Below are 20282 nucleotides of genomic sequence, written 5' to 3' on the forward strand. Positions count from 1 at the left end.
GACGAGTGTATCAAGGGGCTCGACAAAAGCCCCTCGAACAGGTTTCATCAGCGCGTCGAAGCCCCTTTGAACCGATGCCCCGGAAGCTCTTCCGGGGCATTTTGCTTTTCCTGCGGACATGCGTCCGCAATGCTCGGGCATCGCGCGAAACCTAGCCTGATCTCCACTCTATCGGAGGTCAAGCCATGGCGACGGCGTCTTACAATCACGGCACCCGGATCTTCGACGCTGGCGAAACACCACGCGGCGTCGATCTCGACAATACCACCTCGATCGCAGCGGTCTTTACGGCCCCGGCGGCCGACGACGACGTCTGGCCGCTGAACGAGCCCATCGACCTTTTCTCGAACGACGCTGCCAAGCGCACTGCGCTGGGCACCGGCGGCACCGGCGGCGACATCTTCGACGCGTTGGACGATCAGGGCATCGTCGCGCGGGTCTATGGCGTGCGGGTCGCCGAGGGCGTCTCCGAGACGCCGGCGACCAAGCTCGAACAGACCATCTCCAATTTCGTCGGCAGTGGCGCAAATTTCTCGGGCGTCCACGCCTTCAAGCTGTGCCGGCAGAAGTTCGGCGAAGATCCCGGCCTTCTGATCGCGCCTGGCTACACGACGCAGCGGATCTCCAACGCCGCCAACCCCGTCGTGTCCGAGTTCGAAGGGATTGCGAAGCGGCTTAAATCCATCGTCGTCGCCGACGCTGGCGGCACGGATAAGGCTGGGGCCTTCGCCTGGGCCGAAGACTTCACAGACGGCCAGCGCATCTATGCGACCTGGCCGCAGGTAAACGTCTGGGACACCGTTACGAGTGGCGTCGTTTCCAGGCCGCTGGCAGCTCGCGCGGCTGGTCTGTTCGTGAAGCGCGACAAGGAAAAGGGTGGCCCGTACTGGTCGCCCTCCAACCAAGCCGTCGGCGGCATCGCCGGCACCGCTTTGCCGGTCTCCTACTACGATGGCGACACCGACCACGACGCGAACTGGCTGAATGAGCGAAAGCTCGCTACCGTGATCGACAACCGGATCCTGTGGGGCAACGAGACGCTTTCGGCGGATCCGCTCTGGCGCTTCGTCAACGTGCGACGCACCCGTGATGCCGCCGAGCGGAGCATCGTCCGCGCCTTCCGCTGGGCGCTGGACCGAAACCTCGGCAAGCACTTGCCGGTCGCGATCATCCAGTCGCTCGACGAGTTCATCGACGGCCTGGTGGCCGTGGGCGCCGTGCTCGGTGGCCGCGCCTACTGGCTGCGGGAAATGAACAACAACACCGATCTGCGCAACGGCATCCTCCGCGTCGAATTCGATATGGAGGAAGCCCCGCCGCTGCAGGATCTGCAGTTCGGCTCCCGGCGAAACGTCGCCTATTTCGACGTCCTCTCCGAGGACATCCTCAATGCTCTTCAGCAGCAGGTCGTGTGAGGCCCATCATGGAAATGAATTCGATCCTGCACGGCTGGAACCTGTTCGCGGATGGCGTGCCCCAGTCGCTCGTCGCCGAGACCGCCCAGCTTCCCAGTCTCGAAGAGAGCACGCGCGACTTCACGCCAGGCGGTGGCCATATGGGGTTCGCTGTTCCGCTCTCGGCCATCAACGCCGTCGAGATCGGGTTCAACCTGGTCAACAGATCGCCACAGCTTCTGTCGCTCTTCGGGCTCAACGCCGGCCAGTATCGCACCTACACCCTGTACGAGAACCTGGTCGACGAGTTCACCGGCGACACGACACGCCGGGTCGTCACGGCAATCGGCCGACTCAGCTCGGTCGAGAGCCAGGAGCACAAGAGCCCCGACCTCGTCGGCTACCAGTATCGGGTCCGCTCGATCCACACCTATACCGACGTGTTCGACGGGCGCCTGATCAATGGCTTCTACTTCCGCACCAACCGCCGGATCATCAACGGTGTCGACGTGACGGCCACGCGCAACGGCAATCTGGGCATCTGACATGACCAAGCTCACGTCTGTGACCCACACCCTGGCGGAACCCGTCGAAGTCGGCGGAAAGTTCTACGCGGCCATCACCCTGGCGCGGCCCCGCACTGGCGAGATCCGCAAGCTGCATCGGACAGGAGCCTTCGCCAAGCTGATCGCGCTGGGCGAAAAGGCCGAGAAGGCAGAAGCGGGCGCGGCGGAGAGCGAGGAGGCCGACCTCGACTTCCTTTCCATCTACGACGACATCGTGCCGGTCCTGGCGGTGCTTGGTCGCGTTGATGAAGCCGTGATCGATGCGCTCGAAACGGCCGATACCAACAAGCTGATCGAGCTTTTGAACGAGGTCGACTTCCTCCCTTTGTGACGTGCCGTGACCTCGATCTGATGGTCGAGGCCATGGCGCAGTGCTGGCGCTTCCAGCCGTCGGAGATCGACGGGCTCGACGTCGTCGACTTGAAGTGGTGGGCCGACCTGGCGGCGAAACGGAGATAGGACATGGCCGCATTCGATGTTCAGGTCATTCTCTCCCTCGTCGATAAGCTGACCAAACCCGCGAAAGAAGCTGCCGACGCCCTCAAGGGCGTCGGCAAGGGCGTCGAGGACGGCAAGCTCGGCGAGGGTCTGGAGAAGGCCGCCAAGGGCGCCAAAGACCTCACGGACAATCTCAAAGATGCGGCCAAAGCCGCAAAGGACGCCGGTCGCGCAGCCGGCGGCGGAATGGCGCGCGACATCCAGAAGGCGGCGCGCGGATCGCAAGATTTCGCTCGATCGCTTGTGAAGGTCGAACAGGCGGCCGGTCGGGTCGGCCGGGTCCTTCGTGGCCAGTACGACATCATGCTCGGTCTCGGACGCCTCTACGCTCGCGCAGGCATGGGCGCTGTCCGGATCGGGCGGAAGGCCGCTGTGGGGGCAGGCCTTACCGGTGCCGCTACACTCGGCGGCGCCGTAGCGATCGCTCGGAGCTACGCCAACGACATCGACGGCCAGCAGGAACGCGCTGCCGGCCTCAGGATGAAGCTGCAGACCTATCGAGAGCTTGGTTACGCCGCTCAGCTCGGGGGTGCCTCGCCGGATGCGATGGACGAGGCAACCAAGACGTTGCTGGAGAACCTGGGCAAGGCCAAAAGCCGCAAGCCCGGCGGGCCTATCCAGAACTATCTCGGCAAGAACAACCCGAAGCTGCTGAAGACCCTGAAAAAGGTCGACCTGACCCAAGAGGACGGCAGCGCCAAGGCTCTGGAAATGGTACTCGCGGCGCTCGCGTCCGAGAAGAACATCGCCAAGCGCAAGGCGGCTGCAAAGGCCATGTTCGGGGGACAGGCCGATGACATGCTTCTGATGTCGCAGGATGGTCCAGAAGCAACCAAGCAGCGTCGCGCCGAAGGGCGCGAGCTGATGGGCAACGTGACTGGCGAAGCCGCCCAGGCGGCAGCTGCCTTCAACGACGAGATCGACCGGATGAAAGCGGCCTTGGTCGGCGTTCGTGACGAGATCGGCCAATCCGTCATCCCGTCGTTGACGGGGCTCATCGAGCATCTACGCACGATCCTTGTGCAACGCCGGCCTGAGATCACCGCCGCCGTCACTTCCCTGGTCGACGGCATCATCGCGGCGATCAAGGCTGTGCCATGGGAGGATGTTCGTGCCTCGATTCAGGGGATCGCCGACGGTTTGACGAGCCTGAAGGAGCTAGCCGGAGGCTGGGGCAACCTAGTCAAATACATCGTGGGGCTGGCGCTCGCCCCTTGGCTGCTATCTGTCGCCGGCGGGGCGATCGCTCTCGCGGGAGCCCTCTTCGGGCTTGGAAAGGCCGTCGCCGCCGCGTTCGCGGCAGCGAAAGCCGAGTCTGTCGCGGGATCACTCGCGGACGCCGTGGGTGATGCGGGTCCGTCGAAATCGAGCGAAAACGGAGGCGGTAAGTCGCCGCGGCCGCGTGTGCGGAATGTCGGTGGCGCGACCCTGACGGGCATCATTGCGGTCGACGCCCTCAATAACCTACCGAAGAACAAGCAGGATCTGATCGAGACATTTCGCGCCGGTGCCGAGCGAAGCAAGCGCTGGAATGAGACGCTGGAGGGCATTATCCCGAGATGGCTCTACAGCGCCGATGGTTGGGGGTGGGGGGCAGGTGGAGAAGGCGGCAAGGCATCCTCTCCCAATCTGACGACAACTGAGCTGACGCCTGAAATGCTGGATCGCAGGCAGAGCGCCCAGCGCGCCTGGGAGCAGCAGCGCGCGACAGCGGGCTTGACCGTCCCCGGTCCAGATCTGAGTGGTGCGGTCGACGGTGCTGCGGCAGGGCCGGCCGGCGAAAAGCTCGCCAATGATCTGGCCCAAGGCATCATCAAGGCGACGCCGGTGGCTGTCGCTGCCGCTAGCCAGCTCGCCCAAAAGGTCCAGGCTGCGCTCAGCATTGCTGCCCCCTACATCCCGGCGCCGGTCGTCGGCGCGGCGCGCGCCACGGCTCGAGCCGTTGACCGCTCGCTCGATGGCGCCCTGCACGACGGGGTGACACCATGAACGCCCTCATGGCGTTGGGACCTCATGTGTTCGAGGTTCTACCTCTCAATTACCAAGAGCTGGAGCGCACCACCGAGGCGGTGTGGGCCAGCATCCCGCGCCTCGGCACACGCCCGGCTCGCCAGTTCGTTGGCTATGGCGACGATGTCCTCGTGATCTCGGGCGTTCTCTTCCCGGAGGCGCTCGGTGGCCGGGGCGCCTTCGAGGCCATCCGAGCGACCCAAGCTGCGGCAGAGCCGGTGATGCTGGTTGGCTTCGGCACGGAGTCGGTCGGCCGCGTATGGGGGCGGGTCATCATTCTATCGGTTCACGATCGGCAGGAATCGATCGCTCGCAATGGCGCCGGCGAAGTTCTCAGCTACGAGATTGAGGTTGCGCCTTATGGGGACGGTCCGGGCGCCGGCCTGTTCGGGCTCTTCTGAGGAGGATCAATGCCGCTCATCGAAATTCGCAGCCAAGGGATGACCGTCGATCTGGTCTGCCATCGCCACTATGGCCGAACGCGCGGCACGACGGAGCGCGTCCTGAACGAAAACCCCGGCCTTGCGGCCCTGGGGCCGTTCATCCCACTGGGAACACATATTTGGCTGCCGGAGATCACCAGCACGCCGACCAAGACGACGCGAAGCCTGTGGGATTGAGCCTAGATGAAGCCATATCTCCAGGTCTTGGCCGACGGCCGCCCGGTTAACGGGCTGTTCTACTCCGCCCTGAAAAAAGCAACCATTCGGGATGAGGCGGGGCAGGAATCGGACAGCTTCGAGGTCGAGTTCGACAACGCGGCTGCGACGATCGCCCTGCCTCGCGAGGGCACGATCCTCTCGCCGTCCGGCGGATTTCTCGGCCAGGCATACACGAGCTTCGGCGACTTCAAGGTTGCCGGCTACGAGATTGGCCGTTCGCCGTCGGATGGCCGCTACCTTCGTATGACCGCCCGGCCGGCCGACCTGCGCGAGGACCTAAAGGAACCCCTTTCCGAGCACTGGGACGACCAGACCCTTGGTGGCGTGTTGGGCGAGTTGGCCGAGCGCCACGGCCTGACCCTTGCAATCGACCAGGCGCTGGCGTCGGTCGAGATCCCTTATCTGGCCCGCGTGGAGCAATCGGCAATCGATCTGGTGACCCGTCTGGCCGATAGATACGGCGCCACCGCAAAGCCTGCTGGCGGGCGCCTGGTGTTCGTGAAGCGCGGCGGTACCACGGCATCCGGCCAATCCCTGCCGGCCATCGTCGTGCGGGAAACGGACTGCTCGGAATGGCGGATCGAAGCCAAGCCGCGCCCGCAGTTCGGTGGTGTGCGTGCCGGTTGGCTCGATCGAGAGAAAGGCATTCGCATGGAGGAGCGCACTGAAGGCGGCGATGGTCCCTTCAGCATGCTGCGTCCCCTGTTCGCGACCAAGGAAGAGGCCCAGGCGGCCGCTCAATCGAAGCTGACGGCACTCAACCGGGCGACCGGTTCTGGCAGCCTGACCTTGGCCATCGGCCGGCCCAGTGCGCGGGCGGAAGCCGATGTCAAACTGATTGGCTTCGGCGACGGGGCAAACGGCAAATGGCGCGCCTCCTCGCTTGAACATGTCTTCGCCGGTGACGGCTACCAGACGACCGTCGATTTCGAGGCGGCCGAGGACGGTCGGCCGAAACCCAGTGATAGCGATTCCGATAATGACACAGGCGGAGGCGGATCGGACGGCGGCGGCTTCGCCGACGGCTTCACAGGCGAGGAGTATCTGTAAGGAGCGGGCGGCCCGGAGTGCGCGAACACTCCGAACTGCGGGACAGGCACCAACCATGAACCCGCATGACGTCAATCAGCTCAACGCCACGCCCGCCGCTGCTGTGCACAGCCAGGGCAACGTGGCCGATTCGAGTAAACGAATATGGAAGAAGGTTTCCGACTGGTCGACCCGGTCAAACCAGTCGCCGGCTATATCGGCGGCAAACGCAATCTCGCGGCAAGGCTGATCACCCTCATCGATGCCACGCCGCATGTGACCTATGCCGAGCCGTTCGTGGGCATGGGGGGTGTCTTTCTCCGGCGCGGCCGGGCTCCGAAAGCCGAGGTCATCAACGACATCAGCGGCGACGTCGCCGGGTTCTTCCGCGTACTGCAACGCCACTACGTCGCTTTTCTGGACATGCTTCGCTACCAGATCACGAGGCGCAGGGAGTTCGAGCGGCTGGCCAAAACCGACCCTGCAACGTTGACAGATTTGGAACGCGCGGCCCGCTTCCTATTCCTGCAGCGGACCGCCTTTGGCGGAAAGGTGAGCGGGCGGAATTTCGGCGTGTCCGTCACTCGACCGGGCGCCTTCGATGTCACGAAGCTTGTGCCGCTGCTGGAGGCGGTCCACGAGCGCTTGGCCGGCGTCGTCATCGAGTGCCTGCCCTATGCGGAGTTCATCAGGCGCTACGATCGGCCGGGGACGCTATTCTACTTGGATCCGCCCTATGCTGGTTCAGAGGACGACTACGGCAAGGGCGTTTTCAGCCCGACTGACTTCGAGCGCCTGGCCGACCAACTGGGCTCTATCGCCGGGCGGTTCATTCTGTCGATCAACGATACGCCGACAGTTCGAACGGCCTTCGAAGGCTTCTCGATCGAGGCGGTGGAGACGACCTACTCGGTGTCGGCCGGCGGTGCCACCAAGGCGGCTGAACTGATCATTCGAGGCCCGGATGGCTAGCTGCGAAAAGTGGTGCCATCTGTTCTTGCGCGGAATGCCATGTGTTTTTGCGCGCTACACGGCTATCGCTCCGGCACCATCACCCGTCCCACCTACGAGGAAGCGCCGCGCACTATGCGGCTCTGGCTCAAGCAGCGCACGCGCTGGCTCAAGGGCTGGATGCAGACCTTCCTGGTGCATATGCGCCACCCGGTGCGGCTCTGGCGCTCGATCGGCTCGCGGCGGATGCTGGGCTTCCTGCTGACTGGCTTCGGCACCATCGTCGCGGCGGCGATCCACCCGGTCTACATCGCCTCGGCGGTGGCGCTGGCGATCGATCCGACCGTCATCTGGCGCGCCGGGAGTCCGCTCGCGGCGGCGGTGATCTTCCTGAACGTGTTCAACTTCGTCGCCGGTTATGTCGTCTTCGCCCTGCTGTCGCGGGCGACGCTGAGGCTCCGGCGCAAGAAACGGCAGCCGGGCGTGCTGCCATTCCTGCCGGGCTACTGGCTGCTGCTGTCGCTCGCCTGCTACCGCGCCTTCTTCCAGCTTCTCGTCGCGCCGCATCGCTGGGAAAAGACGCAGCACCACGGCCAGGAGCCGCGCCGGCGGAGCGTGGACTCCGGTGAGGCGCGCGGCCGGCGATCCCTGCCGATGCAGCCGAACCCGGCGCCGTGAGCGCGCGGCCAGGCTGGAGCGTGGTCAGCCGCCGGGGCGGACGGCGATCCAGATGACGTGCTTGGCGCCGCGCTTGCCACGATGGGCGCGCACGCCGACTTCCTCGGCCGCGAAGCCCGCCTTGCGCAGGCGCTGCGTGAAGGCGGCGTTCGGCCCCGAGGACCAGACGGCGAGGACGCCGCCGGGGCGCAGCGCCGCGAAGGCGGCGCCGAGGCCCTGCATCGTGTAGAGACCGTCATTCGATTCGCGCGTCAGCCCTTCCGGGCCGTTGTCGACGTCGAGCAGGATGGCGTCGAACTGGCCGCGGCCGGCGCGGATCGGCTGGCCAACATCGCCCTCATGTATTTTCACGCGCGGATCGTCGAGGCAGGTGCCGAAGACCGGCTGCATCGGGCCGCGCGCCCAGGCGACCACCGCCGGCACCAGCTCCGCCACGGTGATCGTCGCGTCGTCAGCGAATTCAGCGAGCGCGGCGCGCAGCGTAAAGCCCATGCCGAGGCCGCCGATCAGCACGTTTGCCTTCGGCCGACCGGCGATCTTCGCGGCGGACAGGGAGGCGAGCGCCTCCTCCGAGCCGCTCAGGCGGCTGTTCATCAGCTCGTTGGAGCCGATCATGATGGAGAATTCGGCGCCGCGCTGCATCAGCCGCAATTCGCCGCCGCCATCGGGAATGGTTGCCGTGTCGAGCCGGACCCAGGGTATCAAGCGCGCGCTTCCGTCATTTCATGAAAATCGCCGGCACCATACATGCGTCGTCGCGTTTCGGGCAGGGCCGGCCGCTCAGGGATAGAAGTTCTTCGCCGCCCATTCGGAATGCGGCACATGGCGGATGCCGTTCACGCTCAGTTTCGTCGTCCGCATATGGTCCGGCGTGACGGCGCAGCGATAGGAGAATTCGTACCATTCGCCCTTGCGGCGGAAGGCGCCGCCATCGCCGATCGCGATGTCGCCATGGATTTCCGGCCGATGCAGCATGTCGATGAAGGCGCGGTCGGTGACGCCCTCCTTGCGGCTCGAGGTCTTGTCCATCACGGCGAGATCGCAGACCTGGATCAGGCGCGTCGTGTCGTCGAGCTCCCTGAGGCTTTCCTCGAGCCTGGCATCGGCGGCGAAGGCGGGACCGGAGAGGGCGGCGGCGATCAGGGCGAACAGGCACGGGGCCAGGCGCATGGCGGCATTCCTTTCATGGCATCTTGTTGGCGGCGCCGGCGCGTGTCCGGTAGGGAAACGCGGCTGCGAGGGCGGGCGCCCCGCGCTCGGACGAGCGCGGTCAAACGAATGGGGAGGGGCTCTGTCCTTCTGAATTGGGAGGATGGGCGCTAGCCGTCGACGAGGCGGCGGCCGGCGATGGCGTGGACGGCGTCGCCCAGCACCCAGGCATGGAAGGCGCGGCCGTCGAAGAGAGGGCGGAAGGCGTCGTCGAGAACATTGAGGCCGCCGGCGAGCGTGCCGAAGGCGGGCAGCACCAGCCGCCTTCCGTCCGCCGCGAAGCAGCGCCGCCGGATCGAGCGGCCACGGCCGGCGACGCGGGCGGCGGGATGCAGGTGGCCGGCGATCTCGCCTGTGTTCTCGCCGGGGCGCGGCTCGTGCCGGAAGGTGAGCGGCCCGATCGTGAGTTCGCCGAACGCCCGGCCGCCAAGATCGCGCGGCGGCTCCGGGTCGTGGTTGCCGGCGATCCAGATCCATTCTGCCGAAGCTGTCATCGCGCAGAGCGAGGCGCGGTCGGCCTCGTTCAGCCGGTCGCCGCCCCGGCGATCGTGAAAGCTGTCGCCGAGCGCGATCACGCGAGCGGGCGTCATGCGGGCGATCACGGCGGCGAGCCGCTTCAGCGTCGCCATCGTGTCGTAAGGCGGCAGCATCTGGCCGCGCCTGGCAAAGGAGGAGCCCTTTTCGAAATGCAGGTCGGCGACGATGAGCGTGCTTTCGTCCGGCCACCAGAGCGCGCCCTCGACGAGCGGCACCAGCGGAACCGAGGCGACCGAAAGCCCGGCCCGCGCCGTCTCCGTTCCGCTTCCTGTCGTCGCCGCGCTTTGCATTCCAGCCTTCGTCTCGGGGCGATTCCGCCCGAAGCATCCGATTCAGGCGCGACTCTAGCACCCGAAGCCGCCCGGGACACCCCGAAGTCGTGATTCCGATCGCCGCAGGATGGCTCTGATCTTGGCGAAAGCTGTCGCGGTATCGCTCCCACCCCCGCCGTCATCCTCGCGAAGGCGAGGATCCATGCCGCCGAGGCCTGACGCGTGCAACTCCCGGCGGTGTAGCTGGATGGATCCCGGATCAAGTCAGGGATGACGGCGAGGGTGGGGCAGGGCGAGGCACTTTCGCCGAACCGCGGAGGCGGCCGAGATTGGGCCGGTCGCGCCAGATCCCTCCGCCACACGGAATTCACTCCACCTTCATCACCTCGCCCATCGCCTCGCGCACCAGGTCGTCGGCGTTCTCGCGCAGAATCTCCTCCTGCGCCTCGCCGGCGACCGGCTCCTTGCCGATGTCGAGCATCACCGGCACGGCGAGCGGAGAGATGCGGTCGAGCGGCTTGTGCAGGATGTGGTTCTTCACGCGCGCCAGCATGTCGGAGAGGCGACGCACGTCGAGCAGGCCGGTGGCGGCATCCGCCCAGGTCGCCTGCAGCAGGATGTGGTCGGGCTCATGCGAGCGCAGCACGTCGTAGATCAGGTCGGTCGAGATCGTCACCTGCCGGCCGGTCTTCTCCTTGCCGGGATGGCGGCGCTCGATCAGGCCGGAGATCAGCGCGCAGCCGCGAAAGGTCCGCTTCAGCAGATGGCTTTCGGCGAGCCACGCGTCGAGATCGTCGCCCAGCATGTCCTGGTCGAACAGGTCGCCGATCGCCGGTTTCCTCTTCGCGAACGCTGCCCCCATGTCGCCGAGGCCCCAGACGGCGAGCGCATAGTCGGAGGCGACGAATCCCATCGGCTTCAGCTTCGCCCGCTCCAGCCGCCGCGTCAGCAGCATGCCGAGCGTCTGGTGCGCCAGCCTGCCCTCGAACGGATAGGCGACCATGTAGAAGCGGTCGCCGCGCGGAAACGTCTCGACCAGCAGTTCGTCGCGCTTCGGCAGCACCGACGCCCATTTCTGCAGCTCGAGCCAATCGGCGACCTGGTGCGGCAGCCGGCCCCAGGCGTCCTCGTCGGCGAGCAGGCCGCGCACGCCCTCGGCGAGATAGGTCGAGAGCGGGAACTTGCCGCCCTGATAGGATGGAACCTTGGGCGCCTCGTTGATGGCGCGGCTGACGATCGCCTCGTTGTCGCGGATGCCTTCGAGCCGCAGCACGAGGCCGGAAAACAGGAAGGTGTCGCCGGGCACCAGCGTCTCGAGGAAATACTCTTCCACCTCGCCGAGCACTCGCCCGCCCATGCCGATCGGTCCGCCGCGCTTTCGCGAGGCGAGCCGCACCTTCAGCATCGGGTCGGCGACGATGGTGCCGACATTCAGCCGGTATTGCTGCGCGACGGAGGGATGGGTGATGCGCCAGGTGCCGTCGGCAACCTTGCGGATCTTGGCAAAGCGCTCATAGCTCCTGAGCGCGTAGCCGCCGGTGGCGACGAAATCGACGACCCGGTCGAAGGTCTCGCGGGGCAGCGTCGCATAGGGCGCGGCCGAAACGATCTCCTCATGCAGGTCGTCGGCCGAGAACGGCGCGGCGCAGGCCATGCCGAGCACGTGCTGGGCCAGCACGTCGAGCGCGCCGCCGATCGGCCGCGGCGTATCCTGAGCGCCGCTCGTGCTCGCTTCCAGCGCCACCGTGCATTCCATCACCTCGAAGCGGTTCGCCGGCACCAGCAGGGCGCGCGACGGCTCGTCCATGCGGTGGTTGGCGCGGCCGATGCGCTGCGCCAGCCGGCTGGCGCCCTTCGGCGCGCCGACATTGACGACGAGATCGACATCGCCCCAGTCGATGCCGAGATCGAGCGTCGAGGTGCAGACGACGCAGCGGAGACTGCCGGCCGCCATGGCCTGCTCGACCCGACGGCGCTGGCCGACGTCGAGCGAGCCGTGATGCAGCGCGATCGGCAGCACGTCCTCGTTCACCCGCCAGAGTTCCTGGAAGACGCGTTCGGCCTGGCTGCGCGTGTTGACGAAGACGAGCACCATGCCGTTGGCCTGGATCGCCGCGTAGATCTCGCCGATCGCGTGCACGGCGGAATGGCCGGCCCAGGGCAGCCGTTCCTCGGTGTCGAGGATGGTGATCTCCGGCTTGGCGCCGCCGGCGACGGTGACCAGATCGGCGAGCTGCGGCGGCGCATCGGCCCGTTGCGGCATCAGCCAGGCGCGCAGGTCGTCGGGCTCCGACACCGTCGCAGACAGGCCGACCGCGCGGAGCTCCGGCGCGAGGCGGCGCAGCCGGGCGAGGCCGAGCGACAGCAATTCACCGCGCTTCGCCGTCACCAGCGCGTGCAGTTCGTCGAAGATGACGGTCTTGAGGTCGCCGAAGAAGCGGCCGGCGTCCGGGTTGGAGAGGAGCAGCGCCAGCTGCTCCGGCGTCGTCAGCAGGATTTCGGGCGGTTTCAGCTTCTGGCGCTGGCGCTTGTGCGCCGGCGTATCGCCGGTGCGGGTCTCGATGGCGATGTTGAGGCCGATCTCCACCGCCGGCGCCTCGAGATTGCGGGCGATGTCGACGGCGAGCGCCTTCAGGGGCGAGATGTAGAGCGTGTGCGGCCCGCGCCCGCCCTTTCCGGCCGGCGGCCGGGTCGCGAGGTCGACGAGGCTCGGCAGGAAGCCGGCGAGCGTCTTGCCGGCGCCGGTCGGCGCGATCAGCAGGGCGGATTTCCCTTCGCGCGCCTTCTCCAGCAGGGCGAGCTGATGCGGCCGCGGCGACCAGCCGCGACGGGCGAACCAGTCGCGGAAGGGGGCGGGCAGAAGATCGTGGGAGATTCCGGCGTCGAGGCTCTCGGTCACGGCATAGAGGTAGGAGCGCCCGATGTGGAAGTCGAGGGGCATGTTGGGGGCGTGATGCAGCAAAACCCTAACCCCAGCCCTCTCCCGCGCGCGGTAGAGGGGGCTTGCCGAGCAGGCTGCGCGCGACGTTCGATACACCCTCCGCCGTCATGCCGGACTGGATCCGGGATCCATTCAGCCGCCGTATTGGGAGGTGGAGGCGCCATCGTCCTGGCCCCTCAAGCCGCATGGATTCCTGCTTTCGCAGGAATGACGGAGACTGGCCTGCAAGGGAGGGGGCGGGTGAGGGGCTTTCATTGCGAGCATCCATCCCTATCCTAGGGAGATGATCCGCCCTGAAGAACTGCTCTGCCCGACGCCGGACGGCCTCTGGTGCCCGCTCGGCGGCTTCCACATCGATCCCGTGCGGCCGGTGGCGCGCGCGCTGATCACCCATGGCCATGCCGATCACGCGCGGCCCGGCCATCAGGCGGTGATGGCGACGCGCGAGACCTTGCGGATCATGGCCGAGCGCTATGGCGCCGGTTTCGCCGGCAGCGAGGCCGTGGCGCCGCTCGGCGAGGCGATGCGGATCGGTGACGTCACGGTCAGCTTTCATGCGGCCGGCCATGTGCTGGGCTCGGCGCAGATCGCCGTCGAGGCGAAGGGCATGCGCATCGTTGCCTCGGGCGACTACAAGCGCCGGCGCGATCCGACCTGCGCGCCGTTCGAGCCGGTCCAATGCGACGTCTTCATCACCGAGGCGACCTTCGGCCTGCCGGTTTTCCGCCATCCCGATGACACCAACGAGATCCACAAGCTGCTCGCCTCGCTCGCCGCCTTTCCCGAACGGGCGCATCTGGTCGGCGCCTATGCGCTCGGCAAGGCGCAGCGGGTGATCAAGCGGCTGCGCGAGGAGGGTTATGACCGGACGATCTACATCCACGGCGCGCTGGAGCGGCTCTGCCGCCTCTATGCGGAGGAAGGCATCGATCTCGGCCCGCTGGAGCAGGCGACCGTCGAGGCAGGACGCAAGTCGGGCAGCGGCGTCGATTTCGCCGGCGCCGTCGTGGTCGGGCCGCCATCCGCCTTCGCCGATCGCTGGGCGCGGCGCTTCCCGGATCCTGTCTCCTGCTTCGCCTCCGGCTGGATGTCGATCCGCCAGCGCGCCAAGCAGCGCGGCGTGGAACTGCCGCTGATCATTTCCGATCACTGCGACTGGGCGGAACTGACCGAGACCATCGCCGAGATTTCTCCCGCCGAGGTCTGGGTCACGCATGGCCGCGAGGAAGCGCTGGTGCGCTGGTGCGAACTGGCCGGCATCCGCGCCCGCCCCCTGCACATGGTCGGCTACGAGGACGAGGCCGAGTAGTCGCCCTGCTGCCGGGTCTCGCGCCAGAGCAGGAACATCGACGCGCCGACGATCAGCGCCGCGCCGAGCCAGAGCTGGCTGGAAGGTACCCAGCCGAACACCAGCCAGCCGGCGAGCACGTTCAGCGGCAGCTTCACATGGTCGAAAGGCTGGACATAGGCGGCGTCCGCCCTGGCATAGGCGAGCGCGAGAAACCCCTGCGCCGCGGCGGTGAGCACGCCGACCGCGACGATCGCCAGCCAGGCATCGCCCGAGGGAATGGCGATGCCGGTCGGAAGTGCCAGCACCAGATTGACCGGCGCCAGCAACAACAGAAGCCAGGCCGTCACGGTCTCGGGGCTGTCCTCGGCGAGCAGCTTCTTCTGGATCAGCGACACGCCGGCCCAGAGAACCGACGCCACCAGCGGATAGAGGCTTGCGGTGGTGAAGCTTGCGGAAAACGGATCGAGGATGATCAGCCCGCCGGCAAAGCCGACGATGACGGCGAGCCAGCGTTCTAGCGATACCTTTTCGCCGAGGAACAATCCGGCGCCGAGCGTGACGATGAAGGGCGATGTCATGACCAGCGCGATGGCCTGGCCGATCGGCACGGCATGCGAGAGGCCGAGCACCCAGAACTGCACGCCGACGGCGGCGAACAGCACGCGCAGCGCCTGCAGACCGGGTCGGCGCGATTTCAGCGAGGGCAGGCCGCGCCGTGCCGCCCAGGGCAGGATCACGATCAGCGCTATGGCATATTGCAGGAAGGCCGCTGTCGGCGCCGGCAGGTGCAGGTTGACGGTGGCGATCTGTTCGAGCGTGTTGACGCCGGCAAACGCGACGCCGGCGAGGATCATCCAGAAGGCGCCCGCGACGGGCGCTCCGAGAGCGGAGGGTTTGGTGAGGGTAGACTGACTCATGTTGGTTCCCATCGGGTTCGACAACACGAAATCAGGGCATAGCAAATACGCACGCACCGGCCGCAGGGGGCCGGTTCGCATCGTCTTCGCCGTTCTCTTCCATCCGGACTATAACCGTCGGCTTCGGAATTTAACCGAATCTGCTGACCCTTTCCGTCGGAACGGAAAGGCGCTCGCGGGCTTGAAGGAAAACCTTCTTACCGCCGGTGGGGAGTTGCACCCCGCCCTGAGAACGAGTCCCGGCCGCAAGGCCGAGCGAGCCACAGTTAGGACTTCCGGCCGCCTGGCGCAACCCGCTACGCTGCCGGGGCTTTTCGCCGGCGATTGCAAAACCTAGATTGGCGCCATGCAGGATTTCGCCGCTCTCCTCGACCGCCTGATCCTGACGCCGTCGCGCAACGCCAAGCTGCGCCTGATGGCGGAATATTTTCGTGTTACCCCGGATCCCGATCGCGGCTGGGCGCTGGCGGCGCTGACCGGCGGGCTCGACGTGCCATCGGTGAAGCCCGCCATGCTGCGGGCGCTGGTCGCCGAGCGCATCGACGAGGTGCTGTTCGCCTATTCCTATGACTATGTCGGCGACCTCGCCGAGACGATCGCTCTGGTCTGGGACGAGGGCGGCGGCCCGACCATGCGCGCCGCCCCGGCAGCCACCAATGGCAGCAACATTCCCTCCCTCTCGGCGATCGTCGAAACGCTGCTCGCCTCGTCGCGCGCCGACGGGCCGAGGCGGGTGGCGGCCTTTCTCGACGCGCTCGATTCCGACGGGCGCTGGGCGCTCTTGAAGCTCGTCACCGGCGGCTTGCGCATCGGCGTCTCGGCCCGGCTCGCCAAGCAGGCGCTGGCCGATTTCGGGGCGGAAAAGGTCGATGGGCTGCAGGTCAACGAGATCGAGGAACTCTGGCACGGCGTGAAGCCGCCCTACCTGCCGCTGTTCGCCTGGCTGGAAGGACGGGCGGAAAAGCCGGTCTCCTCGGCGCGCGCGCCGTTCCGGCCGGTGATGCTGGCGCAGCCGCTGGAGGAGGGCGACCTGTCGCGCATCACGCCGGACGTCTATGCGGCGGAATGGAAATGGGACGGCATCCGCGTCCAGGGGGTGTCGGACCATGGCGTGCGCCGGCTCTACACCCGCACCGGCGAGGATATCGGCGACACCTTCCCGGACATGCTCGATGCGCTCGATTTCGACGGCGCGATCGACGGCGAACTGCTGGTTGGAAGGCGCGCGGGCGAGGCGATCGAGCCGGGTTCGTTCTCGGAGCTGCAGCAGCGCCTCAACCGCAAAACCGTCTCCGGCAAGCTGATCGCCAGCCACCCCGCCTTCATCCGCGCCTATGACTGCCTGGTCGACGGCAGCGAGGATGTCCGCAGCCTGCCGTTTCGCGAGCGGCGGGCGCGGCTGGAGAGGCTGGTCGCCGGCTCGCTCGCCGGGCGCATCGACCTGTCGCCCCTGGTTGCCTACGACACGACCGACGATCTGATGGAAAAGCGCAGCCTGCCGCCGGTGCCCATCATCGAGGGGCTGATGCTGAAGCGCTGGGATTCGGTCTATGAGCCGGGCCGGCCGAAGGGACCGTGGTTCAAGTGGAAGCGCGATCCCTACACCGTCGATGCCGTGCTGATGTATGCGCAGCGCGGCCATGGCAAGCGCTCGTCCTTCTATTCCGACTACACGTTCGGCGTCTGGAAAGCGGGCGAGGGCGGCGATGAACTCGTGCCGGTGGGAAAAGCCTATTTCGGCTTCACCGACGACGAACTGGTCGAGATCGACCGCTTCGTCCGCCGCAACACGCTGAACCGCTTCGGGCCGGTGCGCGAGGTGACCCACAATGCCGAGGTCGGGCTGGTGCTGGAGGTGGCGTTCGAGGGCCTGAACCGCTCGGCCCGGCACAAATCCGGCGTCGCCATGCGCTTTCCGCGCGTCAGCCGGCTGCGCTGGGACAAACCGCCGCGCGAGGCCGACCGGATCGAGACGCTGGAGGCGCTGCTCGAGCCATAGGTGGATGACGCACGGCAAAAGAATTAGCCCGTTTTCCGGCCGCACTGTTCCGCTATCATCCGACCGAATCGAGCGTCGGGCCCGTGTCGGGCGCGGCGTCACAGGAGATGACGATGAACGGTCTTCAACGCTTCATGGGCGGCTCGCCCGCCCAGGTCCTGCTCCGGCTGGTCGTCATCTCGCTGATCGTCGGCATCGTGCTTTCGGCGCTTGGTCTGTCGCCCTACGACATCGTCGAGAAGGCGCAGCAACTGGTCTGGCGCATCTGGAACATGGGTTTCGGCGCGATCGAGTGGATCTGGAAGTATTTCCTGCTCGGCGCCGTCATCGTCATCCCGGTCTGGATCGTCATCCGCCTGCTCAACATGGGCAAGGGCGGCTGAGCCGCCGCGCTTTTCGGTCCATCGGCCTTTGCGGCTTGGCATCCTGCGCGTAGCGGGACGCTGGCGCGTGTTGTTGCGTGACCGCCTCGCGCGTGAAAGCCCTGACGAGGCGGCGTAAATCCTGTCGACTATATGTTGACACAAATATTCAGGTTATATTACCAACGCGCCCATCGGACATACGTACACCACGCGCTTGCCCAGCGGACCGCGACCCGGCGATCCGTCCATTCTGAGCGGGATTGAACATGCGAGTGGTTGGATTCGGTTCGGAGATCCGTGTCTGGATTCCGAAGTTAGCAACGTGCGCCCTGGTCGGCGCCGCCCTTATGGCAGTCGGCCTGGCCCCCGCGGTCGCCGAGGAGGCCGCCGCGACAACCCAGCCGACCATGCTCGAGGCGATTGTCGTCTACGCCAATCGCTTCTTCGTCGGCCTCGGCGACGGATCGTCGACGAATTCGGGTACGACGGTCGTCTCGCGCGAAGCGTTCCAGATCATGACGGGCGGAAGCGAGGACGCGAACAGCTTCCTGCGCAATCTGCCGAACGTCCAGTATCAGGACTATGCGAGCACCGATGCCGGCGTGGACGGGTTCGACGAGATCGGTTCGCAGCCTCTGCTGGTGTCGATTTCCGGAGGCCTTGTCTATGAGAACAATTTCCGCCTGAACGGCATCGGCATCAATAACGTCACGGGCAGTCAGGAGTCTTTCGCGTCCGATCTCTCGGCGGATGAGCAGACGCCCAACATCAACGCGATTTTCGGCCTGCACCCCCAGACGATCTTCGTGCCGTCCGAGTTCGTCGAGCAGGCGACCGTGATCGACAGCAACGCTTCGGCGCGCTATGGCGATTTCCAGGGCGGCGTCGTCGACTACAAGCTGGCCGAGGCGCCGAAGGACCGCATCCGCGGCTCGGTCAGCTTCGGCGGCCAGACCAACGACTTCGTCCACTACAAGCTCGGCACAGAGGACGGGGAGAATCCGGAAGACAAGGCCAAGCCGGACTTCAAGAAATATCAGTTTGCCGCCTCGGTGGGTATTCCTCTCACCAGCGACTGGTCGATCCTGGCGCAATACAGCCGGAGCGCAGGCTCGTCGGACAAGCAGAAGACCTATGTCCTCTATAACGAGGCGGCATCCGACGAATCTTCGAATGACTTCTACCGCCTGTCGAGCCGGCTCGACACGGACTTCGGCGTTTTCACGCTGGAGGGTGCCTATACCGACTTCAGCAAGGTCTGGGACGGCATCTATTATCGCGACACGCAGATCGACGCCCAAACGAAGGGCCTGACTTCTCAACTGAAGTGGGAGCGCGAACTTGGGGCGCTGGTCGTTCCGGCAATCGGACTCGGCAACGTCAAGATGACGGCCCGCGGCTACTACAACGACTCCAAGACGGTCAATGACGGCGGTGGAAACGAGACCATCTACCGAACCATCCTGGCCCGCACCTCGACAAGCGTGACGAACCCGGACCTCTGGTTCCATTCGACCGATCCGGAACTGCTCGCCTGGTGCCGCGAACCGGTGACGTTCAGCGGAACCGCCGCCACCTGCCGGGAAGGCGGATATGGCAACAAGGAGCAGGGCCAGACCGAGACGGGTTTGATCGGATCGCTCGAAGGCGACATCGGCTGGGGCAAGTTCAGCACCGGCGCTGAATATCAGCACATCGACGCATTCCGTGGGCGTGAGGAATACATCCTGCGCTCGCTGAACCGCACGACGCTCAACCTGCCGACCGGCGTCTCGGGCTGGACCTGCCCGGCCGGGGATACCGCCTGCACGAGCGAGCAGTACAACTACTCGAAGAGCGTTCTGGAGGCCTACCGGAACGATGTTTCGCTGAATTCGCTCAGCGCCTATGCCGAACTCGACCAGAAGTGGCGCTGGTTCGACGTTCGCGCCGGCCTGCGCGCCGACTATGAGGACTTCTTCGGCAATCTGAACATCGCGCCGCGCCTGGCGGCAACCTACACCCCGTTCGAGGGACTGTCTTTCGTCGCGGGCGCCAACCGCTACTACAACGCCGATGCGGTCTATTACGCCGTTCGCGACGGCCAGCCGCTCGGCTACACCGTGACGCGGACGCATGATTCCGAGGGAAATGTCTCGGATACCTGGAGTACCCCGACCACCAAGCGCTATTATAATTTCTCCGGCTCCGACCTCACCACGCCCTACAAGGACGAGTTCACCGGCGCGGTCCGCTGGAAGGAACCTGTTTTCGACGGCGAGTTCCGCTTCCGGTACATCGATCGTCGGGGCCATGATCAGTACCTGGTCGCGGAGGACAGCACCTCGACCAATCTGGGCCTCACCAATGGCGGCACGAACGCCTATCGCTCGGCGACGCTGGAATATGGAAAGTCGTGGGACAAGCTGCCCGTGCGCAATCTCGACAGCCTCTCGCTGGTGGCCTCGGCCGTGTGGTCGGAGCAGAAGACGACCTCGCAAGGCTATGTCGACGACGAGTGGGACAATCGCATCTGGTACAATGGACAGTCCTATTCCCTGTCCGAGTTCGGGCTCGTCACGGGCAACATGGACATTCCCGTCCGCCTGGCGATGGATGTCGGCACGGCCTGGTTCGAGAAGCGTCTGAAGCTGGGGGCGACGGTGAACCTCAATCTCGGGTTCGAGGGCGTCCGCGACACGGACAGCACCTGCACGGCTTCGGCGACCTCGACCAAATGTCCGCTTTCATCCGGCGATGGCGTCGGCAAGACCCACTACATATTCGAGGACTATGATTTCAAGCCGCGCCTGACCCTGGACATGACCGCGAGCTATCGCCTGGCCGAAACGAAGTTCGGTGCCTATGACGTCAACCTGTCGGTGCAGAACGTCTTTGACGACACCACCAATGCGGTCGCGTCCGATGAAACGCCGTGGCTGCGCGGGCGCAGCGTCTGGCTCGGCGCGGCGGCGACGTTCTGA

The 20282-nt window shown here is 66.0% G+C and carries 19 protein-coding genes and 1 riboswitch; of the genes, 14 read left to right on the forward strand and 5 right to left on the reverse strand.

The genetic code is table 11. The features are described 5' to 3' along the window. The first annotated feature begins 185 nt into the window (after window positions 1–185). From WFK98_RS00005 to WFK98_RS00050, 10 genes are all read left to right on the forward strand, one after another. On the forward strand, window positions 186–1415 hold the full coding sequence (locus tag WFK98_RS00005; protein ID WP_336798857.1) for a phage tail sheath family protein: 1230 nt from the start codon (window positions 186–188) through the stop codon (window positions 1413–1415). Window positions 1416–1423: 8 nt separating this feature from the next. After that, entirely contained in the window at window positions 1424–1939 is a 516-nt protein-coding gene (locus WFK98_RS00010) for a phage major tail tube protein (protein WP_336798858.1), read from the forward strand. 1 nt (window position 1940) lies between these two features. Next, complete coding sequence (locus tag WFK98_RS00015; RefSeq protein ID WP_336798859.1) at window positions 1941–2291, forward strand: phage tail assembly protein; 351 nt, start codon at window positions 1941–1943, stop codon at window positions 2289–2291. After that, window positions 2288–2419: a hypothetical protein gene (locus WFK98_RS00020; RefSeq protein ID WP_336798860.1), complete on the forward strand. Its 132-nt coding sequence runs from the start codon at window positions 2288–2290 to the stop codon at window positions 2417–2419. Before WFK98_RS00015 ends, WFK98_RS00020 begins: the two co-directional genes overlap by 4 nt. Before the next feature lie 3 nt (window positions 2420–2422). Continuing rightward, complete coding sequence (locus WFK98_RS00025) at window positions 2423–4447, forward strand: hypothetical protein (protein ID WP_336798861.1); 2025 nt, start codon at window positions 2423–2425, stop codon at window positions 4445–4447. Then, window positions 4444–4869, forward strand: a complete 426-nt coding sequence (locus WFK98_RS00030; protein WP_336798862.1) for a phage tail protein — start codon at window positions 4444–4446, stop codon at window positions 4867–4869. The genes WFK98_RS00025 and WFK98_RS00030 overlap by 4 nt, the downstream gene beginning before the upstream one ends. Before the next feature lie 9 nt (window positions 4870–4878). After that, window positions 4879–5088 carry a tail protein X gene (locus WFK98_RS00035; RefSeq protein ID WP_442907350.1) on the forward strand — a complete coding sequence of 70 codons (210 nt, stop codon included), beginning with the start codon at window positions 4879–4881 and terminating at the stop codon, window positions 5086–5088. 6 nt (window positions 5089–5094) lie between these two features. Next, complete coding sequence (locus WFK98_RS00040; RefSeq protein WP_336798863.1) at window positions 5095–6180, forward strand: phage late control D family protein; 1086 nt, start codon at window positions 5095–5097, stop codon at window positions 6178–6180. A gap of 144 nt (window positions 6181–6324) precedes the next feature. Further along, window positions 6325–7131, forward strand: coding sequence for a DNA adenine methylase (locus tag WFK98_RS00045; protein WP_336798864.1), 807 nt, complete (start codon window positions 6325–6327; stop codon window positions 7129–7131). A gap of 39 nt (window positions 7132–7170) precedes the next feature. After that, window positions 7171–7788, forward strand: a complete 618-nt coding sequence (locus WFK98_RS00050; RefSeq protein ID WP_336798865.1) for a glycosyltransferase — start codon at window positions 7171–7173, stop codon at window positions 7786–7788. A gap of 24 nt (window positions 7789–7812) precedes the next feature. Here WFK98_RS00050 and WFK98_RS00055 read toward each other — a convergent pair whose 3' ends face one another. The 4 genes from WFK98_RS00055 to WFK98_RS00070 all read right to left on the reverse strand — a co-directional run bounded on the left by WFK98_RS00055 (window position 7813) and on the right by WFK98_RS00070 (window position 12747). Beyond that, window positions 7813–8493: a spermidine synthase gene (locus WFK98_RS00055; RefSeq protein WP_336798866.1), complete on the reverse strand. Its 681-nt coding sequence runs from the start codon at window positions 8491–8493 to the stop codon at window positions 7813–7815. A gap of 75 nt (window positions 8494–8568) precedes the next feature. Beyond that, on the reverse strand, window positions 8569–8958 hold the full coding sequence (locus tag WFK98_RS00060; RefSeq protein ID WP_336798867.1) for a DUF930 domain-containing protein: 390 nt from the start codon (window positions 8956–8958) through the stop codon (window positions 8569–8571). A gap of 149 nt (window positions 8959–9107) precedes the next feature. Further along, window positions 9108–9824, reverse strand: coding sequence for a ligase-associated DNA damage response endonuclease PdeM (pdeM, locus tag WFK98_RS00065; RefSeq protein ID WP_336798868.1), 717 nt, complete (start codon window positions 9822–9824; stop codon window positions 9108–9110). Between the two features lie 349 nt (window positions 9825–10173). Then, complete coding sequence (locus tag WFK98_RS00070) at window positions 10174–12747, reverse strand: ligase-associated DNA damage response DEXH box helicase (protein WP_336798869.1); 2574 nt, start codon at window positions 12745–12747, stop codon at window positions 10174–10176. A gap of 286 nt (window positions 12748–13033) precedes the next feature. Between WFK98_RS00070 and WFK98_RS00075 the strand changes: the two genes are divergently transcribed. Then, complete coding sequence (locus WFK98_RS00075; RefSeq protein ID WP_266337383.1) at window positions 13034–14056, forward strand: ligase-associated DNA damage response exonuclease; 1023 nt, start codon at window positions 13034–13036, stop codon at window positions 14054–14056. Here the strand turns inward: WFK98_RS00075 and WFK98_RS00080 are convergent. Next, the gene (locus tag WFK98_RS00080) at window positions 14035–14955 is read right to left on the reverse strand and encodes a DMT family transporter (RefSeq protein WP_336798870.1); all 921 of its coding nucleotides are present in this window, start codon (window positions 14953–14955) and stop codon (window positions 14035–14037) included. The two genes, WFK98_RS00075 and WFK98_RS00080, sit on opposite strands and share 22 nt — an antisense overlap. A gap of 87 nt (window positions 14956–15042) precedes the next feature. Further along, a riboswitch (FMN riboswitch) is annotated at window positions 15043–15193 on the reverse strand. 108 nt (window positions 15194–15301) lie between these two features. On the opposite strand from WFK98_RS00080, the gene WFK98_RS00085 reads away from it, so the two are divergent. The 3 genes from WFK98_RS00085 (at window position 15302) to WFK98_RS00095 (ending at window position 20282) form a co-directional block, all read left to right on the forward strand. Then, window positions 15302–16954, forward strand: coding sequence for a cisplatin damage response ATP-dependent DNA ligase (locus tag WFK98_RS00085; RefSeq protein ID WP_336798871.1), 1653 nt, complete (start codon window positions 15302–15304; stop codon window positions 16952–16954). A gap of 113 nt (window positions 16955–17067) precedes the next feature. Continuing rightward, the gene (locus WFK98_RS00090) at window positions 17068–17337 is read left to right on the forward strand and encodes a DUF6460 domain-containing protein (protein WP_420909589.1); all 270 of its coding nucleotides are present in this window, start codon (window positions 17068–17070) and stop codon (window positions 17335–17337) included. Window positions 17338–17666: 329 nt separating this feature from the next. Continuing rightward, window positions 17667–20282 carry a hypothetical protein gene (locus WFK98_RS00095; protein ID WP_336798872.1) on the forward strand — a complete coding sequence of 872 codons (2616 nt, stop codon included), beginning with the start codon at window positions 17667–17669 and terminating at the stop codon, window positions 20280–20282.

It is taken from the genome of Kaistia sp. MMO-174 (assembly GCF_037147815.1).
GTDB classification, from domain to species: domain Bacteria; phylum Pseudomonadota; class Alphaproteobacteria; order Rhizobiales; family Kaistiaceae; genus Kaistia; species Kaistia nematophila.